The following is a 17,810-nucleotide window of genomic DNA, read 5'->3' on the forward strand; positions in this document are numbered from 1 at the left end:
GGGTTATGAGTGGCATTCCCGAAACGGAATGCCTTTAACCAGTCGCGCAGCGTTATTACCAATGCTGCGTCGGGCATGGTTATCTTGTTGATACGTCAGCGTAAATAGTGGCGCTGATGTGGGTAAGTTTTTATAGTGCACGACCAGTTTTTCGCGACTGCAGCCAATGCCAACCAGCAGTGGCGATTGGCAAGCTGCCAGCCATGCGTTGTGGATAACGTCAGTTGACGGGCTCTCCTGAATCACAAAGGGGATCCCTTCTTCTTCAATACCCAGCAGCACATCACTCCAGACGTCAGTGCATCCAGCAGTGGCGAAGATAACGATGGCTGGCGTGGTGAGATTACTTTCCATGAGCGAATGCCTTGTACCAGGAGAGAATCAGCCCTGTCGCGACCGCGTTGCGCGGACCTTCGGTGCCACGAATGTTGCCGCGCCCGGCAACCAGACGATAGTGTGCCAGCGCATCGGTGACCAGTTGCGGAACTTCAAAGTCCAGGGATGAGCCGCCAACCAGTACCACAAAGGGAATATCCCGAATGTTCCCGGTCGGACTCACCTGACGTAGCGCTCTGAGTGCGTTGGTGACGAAAACGCGTTCCTTAGCGCTGCGGCGAATGGCCCGGACTTTCTCCAGCGCCAGTTCGCCTGGCAGTGGCACCAGTTCATCGGGTTTTACTACGCATACGCGGGCAAAAACCGTTGGCGGGAGAGGTGTAGGGAAGAACTGGACGCTGCCATCTTCGTGGCGAAGATGGAACAAGCTCTCGACTTTCGCCAGCGGGTACTTTTTGATCTCTTCAGCGAGATAACGGTCTTCCAGCCCCAGTTCACGGGCAATAATCATCGTGACCATATCGCCCGCACCCGCCAGGTGCGTGGCAATAATTTCGCCTTTCGGGTTGATGATGGAGGCATCGGTCGATCCTGCACCGAGGTCCAGAATAGCCAGTGGCCGCGTCGTGCCGGGGGTGGTTAAGGCCCCCAGAATGGCAGCTTCGGCTTCGGCGCCGCCAACCTGGACGTCAATGTTGAGCTTTTGCGTGATTTCCTGAGCAATCATCGCCATTTGCAGGCGGTCTGATTTCACCATGGAAGCAATGCCGACAGCTTGTTCCAGCGAGAACTCACCGGCTAGCCCGCCGGTCACGCTGACGGGAACCGAGGTATCGACTGCCAGCAGGTCCTGAATAAAAATTTCGTGGCTGGGTTTGTTAGTTAATTCAGCCATTGTCTGGCGCACATGCTCCAGCATGCCGCCAATATTGGTCCCAGCCTCTCCGGTGACGTTATCCAGTTTCGGGCATTCACCAACCGCTTTCATAATCGCTTCAGCGCCAGCTGCAACGTCGACCCGTACGGTACGACCCTGCGACTGTAGCTCCAGATTTCCGGCAGGAATGGCTCGTGCTTTCACATCACCTGATGGCGTTTTCACGACCACGGCAGAACGGTTGCCGATCAGCGCCCGCGCCATCGGGACAATGTTTTTAGTCTCGTCGGCGTTGAGGCCAAAGACGGTCGCAATCCCGTAAGGGTTAGAAAGCGTTTCAATGACTTTTCCTGGAATTGCGACCTCAATGGCAGCCAGCATACCTAACGGGATGCGGTCGATATGAAGGACTTCATCGACGATAGGCAGGGGGTGAGTCAGACGATTACTGACCAATACGCCATCGTCCTGCTGCAAAATAACGCCAGTTAACTGGTATCCGGCGCGGACGGAGGCATTAATCATCGTGGCGACATCGGCGAAATCAAAGGCCGATGACACCACCAGAATATAGGGCGTATCCGCCGGACGGCTGAGCAGGTCTTCCGGCGTAATAGTGACGCCAACGCCTAATCCGACGCCGCCCGGCGTTTTAGGGTTATGGCCGATCATGGTGGATTCAGTGATGATGGTTTCGGTTATCGTTTCCATCGCGACGTCACCAATGACCGGGGTGGCTTCATTGATACGGATGAGCGAAATATCGCTGACATTGATACCGGCGTTTTTTGCTGCCAGCGAAAGTGCCTCCTGAATACCAAACACATTACGTAATGTGCCTTTAATTCCGGTGGTTTCTGCCAGCGCGCTGCCGGTGATGCTCAGTGCGCCAGACTCATCGAGGGTAGCCAGAGCGACTTCCGTTGATGAGTTGCCTATGTCAATGCCAGCTATATATCGCATGATCCTGTCCCTGAGTTAGTCGTCGCCTTTGAGTTTTTTACGCTCAACGTACAGCGCTGCCGCTTCACGAACGAAAGCTGCACAGATCTTTGCCTGATAACGATTTTCGAGATCGTCAGCGATAGCCATCAGCTCGTCTTTCGTTGAGCGGTATGGGCGCAGCGCGTTGTAGATCTCAAGAATGCGATCGTCAGGTACAGCGGTTAGCTCAGCTGCACGCTCGAAGTTCATCGCCAGCCTGTCACGTCCGGCATCTTTGGCGATTTCTGCCTGAAGGCGCAGCGTTTCAGGGGTGATGCGCATGTCCTGCGCCGTCACTTTGTTGCTCAGAACATTTTCGAGCGTGAAGTCATCCAGAGTTTTGTTGGTTGCGGTTTTTACCCACTCAGGATGTTTATTCGCGAGAGGGTAATCCGTGACTTTCGCGGTATGTGCTGATGAACTCGCCGCGGCCGGCGTCGCGGGCTCGCCTTGCAGGCTGTTCATCCGGCTCAGCACATCCCGAACCATCGATTCAATTGCGTCGGTATTCATGGAGTTATCCTTTATCAAAGCGCCACGCGCAGTTCCTGCGGGTTTTTGCCCGTCACGACGTATTTGGTCTCTTTAATGTGCAGAATGGCCGATTTCGCCTGGTACTTAGGACGAGCCATCTGGTCATTCAGAGTAGGGACCGGTTGCGGAGATTCACGCTTGGCATAACGCGCGGCGTTTTTACCGATCTGACGATAGGTTTCCAGCGTCAGAAGTGGTGCCTGAGGGAACAGCTCCAGGTTAGAAAGCGGCGGTAACCCCTGCTGGTGGATTACCGTGGTGCCTTTTGACTGGATGCCGATAGAGATCCCGGAACCGCTCAGACGGTTACCTTCCACGGCGACAAATGCCACATCGGAGGATTTAAAGCAGCGGATAACGCGCGCTTTAATGCCTTCTTCTTCAATACCCGCAATCACTTCGCGCAAGATGTTCTTATGCGGAATCCCTACGATATTGACGGTTTGCGACAGTCCAAACGCGGGACCTACGGCAATAATCACTTCGTCCTGCTGCTGGCCTTGTTTGGCTTCGCCAATCTCGGTCAGAAAGCTGTCGCCCTGCGCCGCTGCAGCCTGTGGCGCGCTAGCCGCTGTCGATGCGCGGAATGATACGGGTTTGTCGCTGGTTTGCATTTCAGACAGTACGTCTTCAATTATCTGGCGCAGCAGCTTTTCATTGATTTCCATTTTTCACCCCTTAGCCAAGTTCGTTGGGATCAAGTGCGCCAGGGATGTTTTTGATCTCTTCCCAGCGTTCGCCTTGTAGGCGATAACCTGTTGCCGGACCGGCATAGTCATTGACGTCATTTACTGCGGATAGCACCTGTCCGTCGCCAACGATAATGGCGGAGGTATGCAGATAATCCCCGGTTAACTTGGCTTTCTGGATGTTGAGCATGTCCTGAGCGACATCGGTAAACCCGCCCTGAGCAAGGGCTTTCACCACTTCCAGACCGTTACGGTTTTTATTGATGATCTCTTGCGCAAACTTGATATCTTCAACGATGTTTCGCTCCGGCATATCTTTCGAACCGTGGGCGTAAGTCGCCGCTTCCACTTCTTCATCAGTGATTGGCGGTAATCCCATCCCGGCAAAGACGGCCTGCAGTGCACGTGCCGCTTTATTACGAATGGCGATAACGTCTTCTTCACGAACCGGACGCAGACCCCCATCTACCTTGAGGTCTCGCTGGAGGACGTTGTAGTCGTCAAAATCTTCGGCATCCTCGTTCGAACCCGCAAACATGTTGTCGTAGTTCGGTACAGCGGAATAACCGGAAGAGATGAAGTCAGTACCCGGCAGGAATTGCATCAGCAGGCGGGCAGTACGACGCATATCCGAGTGGGTAAAGGTTTGGTCGTTGCTGGAGGCACACTCCAGATCCAGGGAAGAACAGATCAGGTTTTCAGCTAACACCGCACGAATGCCTGACGGCACAGCGGAAGGCACGCCGATGCAGCTTACTGAGCCATTTTGTAAACCCTGTACGCCAGCGGCTTTGGTGATGTAAATACAGCGGGCTTCGAGGTAAAGCATCGATTTACCTTCGGCGTAGCCCATCTGAACTTCTGAGCCAGAACCGGAGGTAAAGCGCATTTTCAGACCGCGTGAGGCGTAGGAAGAGGCGAGGAAACCTTTCGACCATGGCGTGTCATCGCCGTCGGTAAAGACGGGTTCAGTACCATAAACAGAAATGGTTTCCGCGTAACAGGTGTGGCCTAACATACCGAGTTTAAGTTCGGTCGCTTCTTCCAGCGAGCACTGGGTTAATACGCCAGGGCGCCCAACCTGTGAGCCGACTAACAGCGCAATGGCGTTAAAGGGTGCATAACGCGCAACGGCAACCGTCGTTTCCTGTTCGTCAAATCCGCGCCAGGCGCCTTCAGCCGCATCAGCGGCAATCTGCACTGGATTATCTTTAACGTTAGTGACGTGCGCCTGCTGAGACGGTGTACGACGAGCACGCATTTTCTGCATGGCCATCATCATCTCAACGACGTTCATATGGGACACCACTTCGACAATTTTTGCCGGGGTCATTGCGGTGGTCAGCGGCACAATGTCTTTGCGCTTCACGTTAGGGTCGCAAAGCATATTGGCAAGTTTTACTGAGTCCATCGCCATGACTTCTTCAGCGCGCGCCAGGTTAATGCCATAGCGGGCAATGAAATGGTCAATTAAGTCAAATTCACTGGCGGATTTGCCGTCCAGTTCTGTGACTGTACCATTGACGATTTTAATCGACGGTTTAGGGTCGTTCGGGCTTTCCATCGCAATGAAGCCTTCTTCGATCCACTCCTTAACGAAGCCATCCTGATTCACAGGGCGCTTCGCCAGTGCTTCAAATCTTTTCGATCTCATGAATCAGCCTCACTGATATCAGATGTAGGACGGACGATCGTTTTTCGGTTCTGAGCCGAGGGTCCCGAGTACGGTTTTACCGATTTCGCGGGCGGAGATAACGGCCTGACGCACAGCGCCGGAATCGCCTGAAATGACCAGAATGGCTTCGTTACTGAAGCTGGTGCCATGGGCAGGGGAGCTGTAGGCCACAACTTCCACGTTGGCGGATTTCAGCGCAGTATCAGCCATCAGGACACCAACGGATGCCGGGGCGCCGACGATCACGCCACAGGCACGGCCAATCGGTGCACCAAAGGCTTTTTCCAGCGCGTAGCTGGCGCGTGCGGTGTATTGCATCTCGATGTGACCGGCTTCGTTGGCATAAACATCGCCAAAGGTGCGATCCAGTTCTTTCAGCGCAACCTCAATTCCGCGTTTCACGTCGGAAACATCGTTGCCGCCGAGAATAATCAGCGAACCGTGACCCGCGCCGCCTTTGGTATCACGTGGCAACTCAATACTGACGACTTCAGTATTGGTGGCTTTTACCGCTTCATCTGCGGCCATGATGTGCGGGCCTGCACCAGTACGCGCGCCAAGGATGCCAATGGAGCGATACCGTTTTTCAAGTTTCATTGCGTCCAGTAGGGCGCTGTCCACGTTGGCGATTACCAGACCGACGGTGTCGCCAATCGCAGTACCGACAAACTCCGTTAAACTGCAGCTTTTCTCTGCCATAGCCGTTTCTCGTGTTGGAGGATTATTTTCAGGGATAGCCTGCTGTTCCGGCGTTGCCACGCGAGCAATCACCTGCGCCATGATCTGATCAACCAGCTCATTGCTGCTCATTAGCTAATTCCCTTCGGTAAGATTTTTTCTACATCGGTGTGAGGGCGTGGGATGACGTGTACGGCTTTCACTTCTCCCACATTACGTGCTGCGGCGGCACCTGCATCTGTTGCTGCTTTGACTGCGCCAACATCGCCGCGGACAATGACTGTTACCAGCCCCGAACCAATTTTTTCGTAGCCGACCAGCATTACATTGGCTGACTTCACCATTGCATCTGCGGCCTCTATGGCTGCAGTCAAGCCTTTGGTTTCTACCATTCCTAACGCTTCTTGTTGCATAAAGACCTCGCCTGGGTTGTCCCGATGTTCATGACTATAAAAAGAAGCGAGGAAAAAGAATGGCTGACTTGAAATTGAGAGTGAAAAAATAATAGAGGTAAGGTGATATAAAATTGCTATTAATTATTTTAACTTGTTGTTTTTAATGGATATATTAAATCTTATTGATATGATTATTTAGTTATGTCAGTTCCACATTTACACTTTTTCTGGTGACATTATAAATATCATTTGCTATGCGAAAAAAATGAAATTGTGATGGTGGTTTGAAAACGGATTTCTGCTAATAGCAATATTTTATTGTTTTGAAAATGTCCGTGTAATACGCGAAATCCCGATTGTCTCTAATGTTTTAATAAAGTGCGTAGCAAGAATTTGCTATTGCGCCACGATTTTAAAGGGCAAGCTATCCGCAGAATGCCAACAATTTGCTGATACGGCCTTTTATAGTAAGCCTCGAAGTATTCTACTTGCCAGTAAGGAGTCCGCTGGTAAAGACACGAACTCTGCTTAGAAGGTGTCACAATGAACGATTCACTAAAAGCGCAATGCATTGCTGAGTTTTTGGGTACCGGGCTATTTTTGTTTTTTGGTATTGGCTGCCTGAGCGCTCTGAAAGTCGCAGGTGCCAGCCTGGGATTGTGGGAAATCTGCATCATTTGGGGTCTGGGGATCTCGCTTGCAGTCTACCTGACAGCCGGGATCTCTGGCGCGCATCTCAACCCTGCTATCACCATCGCACTGTGGCTGTTTGCCTGTTTTCCGGGGCGCAAAGTTTTACCTTACACTGTGGCGCAGGTCGCGGGGGCCTTTGGTGGCGCTTTGCTGGCTTATTTGCTCTACGGCAGTCTGTTTACCGAGTATGAGTCGGCCCACCAGATGGTGCGCGGCAGTCTGGAAAGCCTGCACCTTGCCAGTATTTTTAGTACTTATCCTGCGGCGGCGCTCAGCGTCTGGCAGGCAGCGTTGGTTGAAGTGGTGATTACCTCCATTCTTATGGGGATGATCATGGCGCTGACTGACGACGGTAACGGCGTTCCTAAAGGTCCGTTGGCACCATTGCTGATTGGTATTCTGGTTGCTGTTATCGGCGCATCCACCGGTCCGCTCACCGGATTTGCGATGAATCCGGCGCGTGATTTTGGTCCTAAATTGTTTGCCTGGATGGCCGGATGGGGAGATGTTGCGATGACCGGCGGGCGTGATATCCCTTATTTCATTGTACCGATTGTGGCCCCTATCATCGGCGCGTGCGCGGGTGCAGCAATTTATCGTTATTTGATTGGCAAAAATTTACCGTGTAATACGTGTAAGCTGGACGAAAATGAGAGCTAGCTTCACAGAAGAAGTTTATTTTTGAAAAGTAAAAACTGTTTTCGTGATCCGGTATCCTGAACTGCCCAAAAAGTCTCCCAAGAATGGGAGACTTTTGTTATGTTCAATTACGACTTTCATCAATGCTCAGGATGGCAGGGTGAAAATGAATGTGAATAATATGTTTTATTTATAACAATAAATTAACTGAGAGGTTTTATCATGATTTCTGCGAGTGCCCTGAACTCAGAACTCATTAATAAAATCGCACAGGATTTTGCGCAGGCCACCAGTCTGGCCGTTGTGGTTGTCAATATTCACGGTGATGAAATTTCTGAGCTTTTTAATTTCACCCCTTTTTGCCAGTTGATGCGCCAGCATCCTCAGCACAGTACCCGTTGTCGTATGAGCGATCGCTGTGGAGGGCTGGAAGCCTCTAAATCCGATCAACCCTGCATCTATCGCTGTCACGCCGGACTTACCGATTTCTCAATTCCGCTGGTCATTGCGGGGCACCTCGTAGGGTTTGTGCTTTGTGGCCAGGTACGCTTAAGTAACGATGTTGGTTTGGTTGATATTCTGAATGTAGATGACCGCTGGCAAGCCGATCCCGAACTGGTCAACGAGTTTCGTAATGTACCGGAAATGGACTATTCGCGAGTCATCGCCTCAGCGGATCTGCTGAAGCTCATCGTAGAAAATTGCCTTAAGAAACAACTAAATTTTGTGGTTATCAAAGATAACCCGCAGCAGTCAGAGCCGGTACGCGCTAACCGCAGCACCAATCCTCATGACAGCAAAATGAAAAAAGCACTGCGCTATATTGATGCGCATTTATCAGACGAATTGCGTCTGGAGGATGTCGCCTCTCATGTTTACCTTAGCCCTTACTATTTCAGCAAATTGTTCAAAAAATATCATGGTATCGGTTTTAACGCATGGGTAAACCAGCAGCGAATGGCCAGTGCAAAAGAGCTGCTTTGCCACAGTGACTGGAGCATAGCCAGCATTGCGCGTAATTTAGGATTTTCGCAAACCAGTTATTTTTGCAAAGTTTTTCGTCAAACGTATCAGGTCACGCCGCAGGCATTTCGCCAACAAATAAATGTCATTTCACGTGGCGAATCCGCTTAAATGGCAATATTTTGCTATTGCCGATTTTTGATATAGGGCGCTATGCCAGTCATTATAAAATGAAAAGTAGCGACAGCAGTCAATAAATTGTCATAGCGCAACAAAATATTAGTATTAGAGGGATAAACTGCACCAGTTTTTATTTTTGTGATGAGATACAGTGTCTCTGTGAATGACTTTCTTTATTCTTTGTTGGCACTTTCATTCAGAATGCGAGCATATGAATAAGTGGGTTTATGCCAGGTAATTGGTTGAATGAACCCGGCAAGATATTAAATTGAATTATTGTCATGAGGTCGTGAATTTACCTCATAACAGAGAGCTTAATTAATCAGGCTCTTGAACTGACAGGTTTGCCACATTTGTGGTAGGGAAGGGGGTGAGAATCCCCCGCAGCCCCCGCTGCTGTGATGCTGACGACCCCGTATTGACCACTGATCGCAAGATTGGGAAGGACGGGTGAGGATGACGCTAAGCCAGAAGACCTGCCTGTCAGTGACTACCAACAACTTCGGTGGGAAGTGGGTGGTTCAGATGCATACAGTCGAGAGACTGGGTATCTTTACACCCCTACCACCCTGAACAGGATCAGGGTATGGCGGCCAATTTTCACGCTTTTGTTCTTGCAGGTACCGGAAGCGGCTGTGGTAAAACCACGGTGACGCTGGGCTTGTTGAGCTTGTTGAAAAAACGCGGTTTACGCGTCCAGCCCTGCAAAGTAGGCCCCGATTACCTTGATACCGGCTGGCATACCGCGGTATGCGGCACTGCTTCCCGCAATCTTGATAGCTTCATGCTTCCCGTCCCCACCCTGAATGCTTTATTTCGCGAGCACATGCAACATGCGGATATCGCCGTTATTGAAGGCGTTATGGGGTTGTATGACGGATACGGCACCGACCCAAACTACTGCAGCACCGCCGCGATGGCCAAACAGTTAGGCTGTCCGGTTATCCTACTGGTTGATGGCAAAGCCGTTTCCACTTCGATCGCCGCGACGGTAATGGGGTTTCAGCATTTTGATCCAACCCTGAATATTGCCGGCGTTATTGTTAACCGGGTTAACAGCGAAACGCATTACCAGCTCCTGAAAGTGGCGATTGAGCGTTACTGCGCTGTACCCGTATTAGGCTACGTTCCCCGTATGGAAGGCGTTGCGCTTCCTGAGCGTCATCTGGGGTTAGTTACCGCGCGTGAGTCGGTTATCAACCAGCAGCCGTGGCAGGCGTTTGCCGCGACGCTGGAGCAAACCCTTGATATCGACGCGCTGCTGAGATTAAGCCAGTTAGACACGCTTCCTGCTGGTGAATGGCCAGCGCTGCCCGCCGCAGACGCCGGGGCAGGGCTAACGCTTGCTATCGCCGATGACGAAGCGTTCAACTTCTACTACCCGGACAACATTACGCTACTGGAGCGCACGGGGCTTAAGATTGTCCGTTTTAGCCCGTTGCACGACACCTGTTTACCCGACTGTCAGATGATCTGGCTGGGGGGTGGCTATCCTGAGTTACATGCTGCGGCGTTGGCCCGTAATATTGCAATGCTTAACCAACTGCGGGCGGCGCACCAGCAGGGTGTCGCGATTTATGCCGAGTGCGGGGGGCTGATGTATCTCGGCAGTTCGCTGGAAGACAGCCAGGGTGATACCTGGCTGATGGCGGATATCATTCCCGGTCACAGCAAAATGGGAAAACGTCTGACCCGATTTGGCTACTGCGAAGCGCAGGCCGCGCAGCAAACGTTGTTAGCTGCAGAAGGTGAAGTGCTGCGCGGACATGAATTCCACTACTCCGATTTTACCCCTGAAACCCCCGCGGTGATGAACTGTCGCAAAGTGCGCGATGGCAAAACGCTGCAAGCCTGGTCCGGCGGTTGGCAGGTGGGAAATACCTTTGCCAGCTATCTACACGTTCATTTTGCTCAACGTCCGCAGATGCTTAACCACTGGCTGGCAGCCGCGAGGAGCGCACTATGACCATCCTCGCGTGGTGTGTTGCCTGGCTGCTTGATTTTATCATCGGCGATCCGCAGAACTGGCCGCATCCGGTGCGCTGGATTGGCAATCTGATTTCTGCGGTGCAGCGAGTTGTTCGGCGTTACTGCCATAGCGACCGTGCGCTACGCATCGGTGGCGCGGTGATGTGGATTGTGGTAGTGGGGCTGACCTGGGCTGTGTCCTGGGGAGTACTGGCGCTGGCGCACTCTATTCATCCCTGGCTTGGTTGGGTGGTTGAGGTCTGGATGATCTTTACCGTGCTGGCCGGGCGCTGCCTGGCAAATGCCGCGCAGGATGTCGAGCGTCCGCTACGTGCCGGTAACCTTGCTGCAAGTCGGGAAAAGCTGTCATGGATTGTAGGACGTGATACCTCGCAATTACAGCCACAGCAGATCAATCGCGGTGTAGTGGAAACCGTGGCTGAGAACACCGTTGATGGCATCATCGCGCCGCTGTTCTTCTTGCTCCTCGGCGGTGCGCCTCTGGCGATGGCCTACAAAGCGGTAAACACCCTTGACTCCATGGTGGGCTACAAACATGAAAAATACCGCGCTATCGGTATGGTCAGCGCTCGTCTGGACGATATCGCAAATTATATTCCCGCGAGACTAAGTTGGCTGCTGCTGGGCGCAGCGGCATTTTTATGTCGCCAGGACGGCGCGCGTGCTTTGCAGATTGGCTGGCGCGATCGCTACAACCACAGCAGCCCAAACTGCGCGTGGTCAGAAGCGTCCGTTGCCGGGGCATTAGGAATTCGTCTGGGTGGTCCTAATGACTACTTTGGCGAGCGCGTTGAGAAACCGTGGATCGGTGATGCACAACGCGACATTTCGGTAGACGACATTTCCCATACGATTCGATTGATGTGGGTGGCATCGATGCTGGCACTGGCGCTGTTTATTGTGCTGCGGTGGCTGCTGGTCGGTGTAGCCTGAGGACAACACAATGCAATATATCCAGCAACCCCAGGCGATTGAGGCCAAAAGTTTCGACATTATTGGCGAGATCATCCGTGAAACCCGCCCGGACTATCAGTTTGCCAGCCCGTTACATGAAGCCATTATCAAGCGGGTCATTCACACGACAGCGGATTTCGACTGGCTGGACATTCTGTGGTTTTCCAGTGATGTGCTGGAGCAGTTCTGTGCGGCGCTTAGCCGTTCGAGCGTGATTTATACCGATACCACTATGGCCCTTTCCGGGATTAATAAAACGCTGCTGGCAAAATTCGGTGGCGAATGCCGCTGCTACATCAGCGACCCGCGGGTCGTGCGGACGGCAAAAGAGCAGGGCATTACCCGGTCAATGGCGGCCGTTGACATTGCGGTGAAGGAAGAGGGTGAAAAGCTGTTTGTTTTTGGCAACGCGCCGACAGCGCTGTTCCGCCTGCTTGAGCATGATGTGGCCGTCAGTGGTGTCGTTGGCGTACCGGTTGGGTTCGTCGGTGCAGAAGAGTCGAAAGATGCACTGACCCAAAGCAATCTACCCGCCATTGCTGCGTTAGGTCGTAAAGGGGGAAGTAACGTCGCCGCCGCGATCGTCAACGCCATGCTTTATCACATGCAGGGGGCGCGATGAGCGAGTCCTTCGATACGCCGGTGTGGCACAACGGTAAAGCGCTGCGTAAAGGATATACCACGGGATCGTGCGCGACGGCGGCGGCAAAAGTGGCGGCGCTGATGGTATTGCGCCAACACCTGATCCATCAGGTTTCTATCGTGACGCCATCAGGTGTGACGCTGTGTCTGAACGTAGATTCGCCGCATATCGAAGGACAGCAGGCGATAGCCGCCATCCGCAAAGACGGTGGCGATGATGTGGATGCCACCCACGGCATGCTGATTTTTGCCCGCGTGACGTTAAACGATAGCAAAGAGATAACCCTTCAGGGCGGGGAAGGCGTCGGCACGGTAACCCGCAAAGGGATCGGCCTGCCGGTGGGCAGTTCGGCGATTAATCGCACACCTCGCCAGACCATTGAGTCTGCGGTTCGTGAGGCGATTGGTCCGAATCGTGGGGCGCAAATTGAAATTTTCGCGCCGGAAGGCGAAGAGCGGGCACAAAAAACCTACAACTCCCGCCTTGGCATTCTGGGCGGCATTTCGATCATTGGTACGACTGGGATCGTCACGCCGATGTCAGAAGAAAGCTGGAAACGTTCACTGTCGCTGGAGCTGGAAATTAAGCGAGCGGCGGGGCTGGAGCGTGTCGTACTGGTACCAGGAAACCACGGCGAACGTTTTGTGCGTGAGCAGATGGGGATCGACACCCAGGTTGTGGTCACTATGAGCAATTTTGTCGGCTACATGATTGAAGAAGCCGTACGTCTGGGGTTCCGACAAATTGTGCTGGTGGGACACCCTGGTAAGCTCGTCAAAATTGCGGCGGGGATCTTTCATACCCACAGCCATATTGCCGATGCTCGCATGGAAACGCTGGTGGCCCACCTCGCGTTACTGGGTGCGCCGCTGGAACTGCTCACGCTGGTCAGCGACTGCGATACCACCGAGGCGGCGATGGAACACATAGAAGCATACGGTTTTCAGCACATTTACAACCATCTGGCTAAGCGCATCTGTATGCGCGTCCTGCAAACGTTGCGCTTTACCAAAAATCCCCCGACCTGTGACGCCATCATGTTCTCTTTTGATAATCAGGTGCTTGGAAGTAATCGCCCGGTCGCAGAGATTGCTGAGGAGATGCAATGTTAACCGTTGTAGGGATGGGGCCAGCCGGTTTGCATTTGATGACGCCTGCTGCGCGTGAAGCGGTCGCAACGGCTGATGTTCTGGTCGGTGGAAAGCGACATTTGCAGCAATTCCCGGATTTTACCGGTGAACAGTTTGTTCTCGGCGCCAATATTCTCGAACTTTTGAACTGGATTTGCGCGCACCAGGAACAACGCGTTGTGGTGCTGGCATCTGGCGATCCGCTGTTTTACGGCATCGGGACGCGCATGGTGGCGCATTTCGGTATTGAAAATGTGCGCATTATTCCCGGTATTAGCGCGGTGCAGTACCTGTGTGCGCAGTCCGGTATTGATATGAACGATATGTGGCTGACCAGTAGCCATGGTCGCAGCGTCTGTTTCGATGAACTGGCGCGACATAACAAGGTGGCGATGGTGACAGATGCGCAGTGCGGCCCGCGTGAAATTGCGCAGCAGCTCATTGCACGAGGCAAGGGACATCGCTGGATGGTGATTGGCGAAAACCTGGCAATGGAAAACGAACGGATCCATTTCCTGCCTGTGAACGAAGTTAACGCCGACTATGACATGAATGCAGTGGTGATCCTTGATGAAAGATGAGCTGTTTTTACGTGGAGAGAAAGTGCCGATGACCAAAGAAGCGGTACGTGCACTTGCCCTCTCAAAACTTGAATTACACCGCGCCAGTCACCTGATTGATATTGGCGCGGGAACCGGCAGCGTGTCGATAGAAGCCGCGCTGCAATACCCTGGATTGCGCGTGACGGCAATCGAGCGTAACCCGGCGGCGCTCAGGTTATTGGATGAAAACCGCCAGCATTTTGCCTGTGCAAACATCGACATTTTTCCCGGTGTTGCGCCGATGACCATCGCTGAAAAAGCTGATGCTATTTTCATGGGCGGCAGCGGCGGCCATTTGACTGAACTGATTGACTGGTCAATGCGTCAATTGCATCCCGCAGGGCGGCTGGTGATGACATTCATCCTCCAGGAAAACCTCAACACCGCGCTGGCACATCTGGACCATCTTGGCGTACCGGGAGTGGATTGCCTGCAGCTACAGGTTTCCTCGCTTACCACGCTTGGCAGTGGTCACTATTTCAAACCGAATAACCCCGTATTTGTTATCGCCTGTCAGAAGGAAGGAAACCATGTCTGAGATTTTTGATCCCCGTAGCGTGTGGTTTGTTGGCGCAGGTCCTGGCGATCGCGAGCTGATTACCCTCAAAGGTTACCGGTTGCTACAGCAGGCGCAGGTTGTTATCTACGCCGGATCGCTGATTAACACCGAACTGCTGGAATATTGTCCTGCTGGTGCTGAATGCCACGACAGCGCTGAACTGCATCTGGAGCAGATCCTTGATCTGATGGAAGCCGGAGTGAAAGCGGGTAAGACCGTGGTGCGTCTGCAAACCGGCGATGTTTCGCTGTACGGTTCCGTGCGCGAGCAGGGCGAGGAACTGACCAAACGCGGGATTGACTGGCAGGTGGTGCCCGGTGTCAGCGCATTCCTTGGTGCGGCGGCGGAGTTGGGCGTTGAGTATACCGTGCCTGAGGTCTCACAGAGCCTGATCATTACCCGCCTGGAAGGACGCACGCCGGTGCCGGAGCGCGAACAGCTGGAGTCATTTGCCAGTCACCAGACATCTATGGCGATTTATCTGTCCGTTCAGCGTATTCATCGTGTGGCCGAGCGTTTGATTGAAGGCGGTTATCCGGCGACCACGCCCGTGGCGGTGATCTACAAGGCAACCTGGCCGGAAAGCCAGACCGTGCGCGGTACCCTGGCGGATATTGGCGACAAGGTTCGTGATGCGGGCATCCGTAAAACGGCCCTTATTCTGGTCGGTAATTTCCTGGGCTCGGAGTATCACTACTCCAAACTCTATGCGGCGGACTTTAGCCATGAATACCGTAAAGCCTGAGTCAATTGCGCTTTTTTGCCTGACCCCGGGAGGCGTTACGCTGGCAAAACGTCTGGCGGCCATGCTGCCGGTCACCTGTTTTACCAGTGAAAAGCTGCTGGAGGAGGGATTCATTCCTTTCGAAAACGGCTTTGCGAATACCGCCCGCGAAGCGTTTGCGAATTACTCGGCGCTGATTTTTATCGGTGCGACCGGCATTGCGGTGCGCGTGCTGGCCCCGCTGGTCAACGACAAATTTTGCGATCCGGCGGTGGTGGTCATTGATGAACGCGCCCAGCATGTCATTAGCCTGCTCTCCGGTCACGCGGGCGGTGCCAATGCGCTGGCGCGGTATCTGGCGGGCATGTTGGGCGCCGATCCGGTGATCACCACGGCGACGGATGTCAACGATATGGCGGCACTGGATACGCTGGCATTTCAACTGAATGCCCGGATGAGTGATTTCCGTTCGGCGGTGAAGATCGTTAATCAGATGCTGGTCAGTAATAGGCGGGTGGGGCTGTGGTGGGATGATGAACTGACGCAGGATGTCAGTCATTGCGACCGGCGCGGATTTATCACGGTAACCGATCTCAATCAGCTTCCTGAACTGGATGCGCTGGTGTGTATCACCTTACGCACCAACTTACCCGATCTGCCTGTTCCGCACTGGAAGCTGGTGCCGCAGCGTGTTGTGGCCGGAATTGGTTGTCGTCGTGACACGCCGTTCCCGTTGCTGGCCGCGCTGCTTGCCAGGCAACTCGAGGCCCAGCAGCTCGATCCGCTGGCGCTTAAAGCGATTGGCAGTATCACGCTGAAAAAAGATGAACAGGGACTTATCCAACTGGCATCGTGCTGTCGCGTTCCTTTCGAAACCTTTACTGCTGACGCGCTGCGTGAGCATGAACACCGCTTCCCGGCCTCATCGTTTGTTCGCAAAACGGTGGGTACAGGAAGCGTTTCCGGTCCTGCAGCCTGGCTGCTGAGCCACGGAAAACTGTTAGGCGAGACCCTGCGAGAACAGGGCGTCACTATCACTTTGGGAGTTTCACACTGATGTTAAGCGTAATTGGAATTGGCCCTGGCTCGCAGGCAATGATGACCATGGAAGCCGTTGAAGCATTGCAGGCAGCGGAAATCATCGTTGGCTATAAAACCTACACCCACCTGGTAAAAGCGTTCACTGGCGACAAGCAGGTGATCAAAACCGGGATGTGCAAAGAGATTGAACGCTGCCAAGCGGCGATCGAACTGGCGCAGGCGGGTCACAACGTGGCGCTGATCAGCAGCGGTGATGCAGGGATTTACGGTATGGCCGGGCTGGTGCTTGAGCTGGTCAGCAAGCAAAAGCTGGACGTTGAGGTCAGGCTGATCCCAGGAATGACGGCAAGCATTGCCGCCGCCTCTTTGCTGGGTGCGCCGTTGATGCACGACTTCTGCCACATCAGCTTGAGCGATCTGTTAACACCGTGGCCAGTTATCGAAAAACGCATAGTGGCTGCCGGCGAAGCAGACTTTGTAATCTGTTTCTACAACCCGCGCAGTCGGGGTCGCGAAGGACATCTGGCGCGCGCATTTGAGCTGCTTTCTGCCAGCAAGAGCGCGCAAACGCCGGTGGGTATTGTGAAGTCAGCCGGACGTAAAAAACAGGAAAAATGGTTGACCACCCTGGGTGAAATGGACTTTGAACCGGTTGATATGACCAGCCTTGTGATCGTTGGCAACAAAACAACCTATGTTCAGGACGGCCTGATGATCACGCCACGAGGTTATGTGCTGTGAATTACGGTGATGTGTTGGTCATGGGCGGTACCAGCGATGCGCGCATGCTGTGCCAGCAACTGGACGCAGCCAATGTGGCCTACACCCTGTCAGTTGCGACCCCAACGGGGAAGCAACTGGCGGGAGATATCAAAGGTCAGGTGCGCTGCGGGCGTCTGGAGCGCGAACAAATGATTGCCTGGCTACAGGAGAATCGGACGCGCTGGGTGATAGACGCCTCGCATCCGTATGCCGAGGGGGTGAGCCGCAACATCATGAACGCCTGCGAAGCGGCGGGGGTACTGCTGAGCCGCTATCAACGCCCTGAGCAGTTGAGCGGTTTAACCCACCCGCAGCTTTATACCGTACAGAGTATTCAGCAAGCCTGCGAGGTTGCGCGCCGTTTCGGTGACCGCGTGCTGCTGACGACCGGCAGTAAAGATCTGGCTATCTGGCGCGAAGGGTTGCCTGAAAAAACGCTGCTGGCGCGCGTCCTGCCTGTACCCGAGGTTATTCAGCAATGCGCGGACCTGGGATTTGGCGTCGGTGAGATTTTTGCATTGTGCGGGCCGTTTAGCGCCGAGTTCAACGCTGCGTTTTATCGCCAGTGTCAGGCTGATGTGGTGATCACTAAGGCATCCGGTGCGGAAGGTGGTTATCAGGAAAAAGTTCAACCCTGTCTGGATGCTGGTATCCCCTGCATCGTGATTACACGTCCGGCACCGTTGGTGACGGGAGAAGAGTTACTGGAAAGTCAGGCCGCCTTTGGGGCGCGTTTAACGCGCTGGCTGGCCGCTGCTTAAGG

At 53.5% G+C, this 17,810-nt stretch carries 19 protein-coding genes and 1 riboswitch; of the genes, 12 read left to right on the top strand and 7 right to left on the bottom strand.

Annotated elements, in window-relative coordinates:
* Positions 1–3: 3 nt before the first annotated feature.
* The 7 genes from HV345_RS09400 to pduA are packed head-to-tail and all read right to left on the bottom strand — an operon-like array spanning position 4 to position 6,186.
* The gene (locus HV345_RS09400; RefSeq protein ID WP_016156873.1) at positions 4–354 is read right to left on the bottom strand and encodes a glycerol dehydratase reactivase beta/small subunit family protein; all 351 of its coding nucleotides are present in this window, start codon (positions 352–354) and stop codon (positions 4–6) included.
* Entirely contained in the window at positions 344–2,176 is a 1,833-nt protein-coding gene (locus HV345_RS09405; protein WP_019077098.1) for a diol dehydratase reactivase subunit alpha, read from the bottom strand. Before HV345_RS09405 ends, HV345_RS09400 begins: the two co-directional genes overlap by 11 nt.
* Positions 2,177–2,191: 15 nt before the next feature.
* Positions 2,192–2,710, bottom strand: coding sequence for a propanediol dehydratase small subunit PduE (gene pduE / locus HV345_RS09410; RefSeq protein ID WP_016156871.1), 519 nt, complete (start codon positions 2,708–2,710; stop codon positions 2,192–2,194).
* Positions 2,711–2,724: 14 nt separating this feature from the next.
* Entirely contained in the window at positions 2,725–3,399 is a 675-nt protein-coding gene (gene pduD, locus HV345_RS09415; protein ID WP_003844241.1) for a propanediol dehydratase medium subunit PduD, read from the bottom strand.
* Between the two features lie 10 nt (positions 3,400–3,409).
* Complete coding sequence (gene pduC / locus HV345_RS09420; protein WP_003030249.1) at positions 3,410–5,074, bottom strand: propanediol dehydratase large subunit PduC; 1,665 nt, start codon at positions 5,072–5,074, stop codon at positions 3,410–3,412.
* Between the two features lie 18 nt (positions 5,075–5,092).
* A complete protein-coding gene (gene pduB, locus HV345_RS09425; protein WP_016153528.1) occupies positions 5,093–5,905 on the bottom strand; it encodes a propanediol utilization microcompartment protein PduB in 813 nt (270 codons plus the stop codon).
* The gene (gene pduA / locus HV345_RS09430) at positions 5,905–6,186 is read right to left on the bottom strand and encodes a propanediol utilization microcompartment protein PduA (protein WP_003030255.1); all 282 of its coding nucleotides are present in this window, start codon (positions 6,184–6,186) and stop codon (positions 5,905–5,907) included. Before pduA ends, pduB begins: the two co-directional genes overlap by 1 nt.
* A 525-nt stretch (positions 6,187–6,711) precedes the next feature.
* Between pduA and pduF the strand changes: the two genes are divergently transcribed.
* From pduF to HV345_RS09490, 12 genes are all read left to right on the top strand, one after another.
* Entirely contained in the window at positions 6,712–7,521 is an 810-nt protein-coding gene (pduF, locus tag HV345_RS09435) for a propanediol diffusion facilitator PduF (RefSeq protein WP_016153527.1), read from the top strand.
* Between the two features lie 201 nt (positions 7,522–7,722).
* Positions 7,723–8,634: a regulatory protein PocR gene (gene pocR / locus HV345_RS09440; RefSeq protein WP_016153526.1), complete on the top strand. Its 912-nt coding sequence runs from the start codon at positions 7,723–7,725 to the stop codon at positions 8,632–8,634.
* A gap of 332 nt (positions 8,635–8,966) precedes the next feature.
* Positions 8,967–9,142, top strand: a riboswitch (cobalamin riboswitch).
* Between the two features lie 87 nt (positions 9,143–9,229).
* The gene (locus HV345_RS09445) at positions 9,230–10,609 is read left to right on the top strand and encodes a cobyrinate a,c-diamide synthase (RefSeq protein WP_016156869.1); all 1,380 of its coding nucleotides are present in this window, start codon (positions 9,230–9,232) and stop codon (positions 10,607–10,609) included.
* Positions 10,606–11,565 carry an adenosylcobinamide-phosphate synthase CbiB gene (gene cbiB / locus HV345_RS09450; RefSeq protein ID WP_181636546.1) on the top strand — a complete coding sequence of 320 codons (960 nt, stop codon included), beginning with the start codon at positions 10,606–10,608 and terminating at the stop codon, positions 11,563–11,565. Before HV345_RS09445 ends, cbiB begins: the two co-directional genes overlap by 4 nt.
* Positions 11,566–11,575: 10 nt before the next feature.
* Positions 11,576–12,208, top strand: coding sequence for a cobalt-precorrin-8 methylmutase (locus HV345_RS09455; protein ID WP_008785140.1), 633 nt, complete (start codon positions 11,576–11,578; stop codon positions 12,206–12,208).
* Positions 12,205–13,341 (top strand): cobalt-precorrin-5B (C(1))-methyltransferase CbiD, encoded by a 1,137-nt coding sequence (gene cbiD / locus HV345_RS09460; protein WP_181636547.1) that lies wholly within the window; start codon positions 12,205–12,207, stop codon positions 13,339–13,341. The genes HV345_RS09455 and cbiD overlap by 4 nt, the downstream gene beginning before the upstream one ends.
* Entirely contained in the window at positions 13,335–13,940 is a 606-nt protein-coding gene (locus HV345_RS09465) for a cobalt-precorrin-7 (C(5))-methyltransferase (RefSeq protein ID WP_019077093.1), read from the top strand. Before cbiD ends, HV345_RS09465 begins: the two co-directional genes overlap by 7 nt.
* Positions 13,930–14,499, top strand: coding sequence for a decarboxylating cobalt-precorrin-6B (C(15))-methyltransferase (locus tag HV345_RS09470; RefSeq protein WP_016153521.1), 570 nt, complete (start codon positions 13,930–13,932; stop codon positions 14,497–14,499). Before HV345_RS09465 ends, HV345_RS09470 begins: the two co-directional genes overlap by 11 nt.
* Positions 14,492–15,265 (top strand): cobalt-precorrin-4 methyltransferase, encoded by a 774-nt coding sequence (locus HV345_RS09475; RefSeq protein WP_003030275.1) that lies wholly within the window; start codon positions 14,492–14,494, stop codon positions 15,263–15,265. The genes HV345_RS09470 and HV345_RS09475 overlap by 8 nt, the downstream gene beginning before the upstream one ends.
* A complete protein-coding gene (gene cbiG, locus HV345_RS09480; RefSeq protein WP_103766454.1) occupies positions 15,246–16,301 on the top strand; it encodes a cobalt-precorrin 5A hydrolase in 1,056 nt (351 codons plus the stop codon). The genes HV345_RS09475 and cbiG overlap by 20 nt, the downstream gene beginning before the upstream one ends.
* The gene (locus HV345_RS09485; RefSeq protein WP_003030278.1) at positions 16,301–17,026 is read left to right on the top strand and encodes a precorrin-3B C(17)-methyltransferase; all 726 of its coding nucleotides are present in this window, start codon (positions 16,301–16,303) and stop codon (positions 17,024–17,026) included. The genes cbiG and HV345_RS09485 overlap by 1 nt, the downstream gene beginning before the upstream one ends.
* Positions 17,023–17,808 carry a cobalt-precorrin-6A reductase gene (locus HV345_RS09490; RefSeq protein ID WP_181636548.1) on the top strand — a complete coding sequence of 262 codons (786 nt, stop codon included), beginning with the start codon at positions 17,023–17,025 and terminating at the stop codon, positions 17,806–17,808. Before HV345_RS09485 ends, HV345_RS09490 begins: the two co-directional genes overlap by 4 nt.
* Positions 17,809–17,810 lie beyond the last annotated feature (2 nt).

The organism is Citrobacter sp. RHBSTW-00986 (assembly GCF_013783065.1).
GTDB lineage: Bacteria > Pseudomonadota > Gammaproteobacteria > Enterobacterales > Enterobacteriaceae > Citrobacter > Citrobacter braakii.

What these genes read in the sequence shown, in the direction of transcription:
- pduA (WP_003030255.1), bottom strand. Translation starts at nt 6,186, where the DNA reads ATGCAACAAGAAGCGTTAGGAATGGTAGAAACCAAAGGCTTGACTGCA.
- HV345_RS09455 (WP_008785140.1), top strand. Translation starts at nt 11,576, where the DNA reads ATGCAATATATCCAGCAACCCCAGGCGATTGAGGCCAAAAGTTTCGAC.
- HV345_RS09465 (WP_019077093.1), top strand. Translation starts at nt 13,335, where the DNA reads ATGTTAACCGTTGTAGGGATGGGGCCAGCCGGTTTGCATTTGATGACG.
- HV345_RS09405 (WP_019077098.1), bottom strand. Translation starts at nt 2,176, where the DNA reads ATGCGATATATAGCTGGCATTGACATAGGCAACTCATCAACGGAAGTC.
- cbiB (WP_181636546.1), top strand. Translation starts at nt 10,606, where the DNA reads ATGACCATCCTCGCGTGGTGTGTTGCCTGGCTGCTTGATTTTATCATC.
- HV345_RS09475 (WP_003030275.1), top strand. Translation starts at nt 14,492, where the DNA reads ATGTCTGAGATTTTTGATCCCCGTAGCGTGTGGTTTGTTGGCGCAGGT.
- HV345_RS09470 (WP_016153521.1), top strand. Translation starts at nt 13,930, where the DNA reads ATGAAAGATGAGCTGTTTTTACGTGGAGAGAAAGTGCCGATGACCAAA.
- HV345_RS09485 (WP_003030278.1), top strand. Translation starts at nt 16,301, where the DNA reads ATGTTAAGCGTAATTGGAATTGGCCCTGGCTCGCAGGCAATGATGACC.
- pduF (WP_016153527.1), top strand. Translation starts at nt 6,712, where the DNA reads ATGAACGATTCACTAAAAGCGCAATGCATTGCTGAGTTTTTGGGTACC.
- HV345_RS09400 (WP_016156873.1), bottom strand. Translation starts at nt 354, where the DNA reads ATGGAAAGTAATCTCACCACGCCAGCCATCGTTATCTTCGCCACTGCT.
- pduB (WP_016153528.1), bottom strand. Translation starts at nt 5,905, where the DNA reads ATGAGCAGCAATGAGCTGGTTGATCAGATCATGGCGCAGGTGATTGCT.
- HV345_RS09445 (WP_016156869.1), top strand. Translation starts at nt 9,230, where the DNA reads ATGGCGGCCAATTTTCACGCTTTTGTTCTTGCAGGTACCGGAAGCGGC.
- cbiG (WP_103766454.1), top strand. Translation starts at nt 15,246, where the DNA reads ATGAATACCGTAAAGCCTGAGTCAATTGCGCTTTTTTGCCTGACCCCG.
- cbiD (WP_181636547.1), top strand. Translation starts at nt 12,205, where the DNA reads ATGAGCGAGTCCTTCGATACGCCGGTGTGGCACAACGGTAAAGCGCTG.
- pocR (WP_016153526.1), top strand. Translation starts at nt 7,723, where the DNA reads ATGATTTCTGCGAGTGCCCTGAACTCAGAACTCATTAATAAAATCGCA.
- pduC (WP_003030249.1), bottom strand. Translation starts at nt 5,074, where the DNA reads ATGAGATCGAAAAGATTTGAAGCACTGGCGAAGCGCCCTGTGAATCAG.
- pduE (WP_016156871.1), bottom strand. Translation starts at nt 2,710, where the DNA reads ATGAATACCGACGCAATTGAATCGATGGTTCGGGATGTGCTGAGCCGG.
- pduD (WP_003844241.1), bottom strand. Translation starts at nt 3,399, where the DNA reads ATGGAAATCAATGAAAAGCTGCTGCGCCAGATAATTGAAGACGTACTG.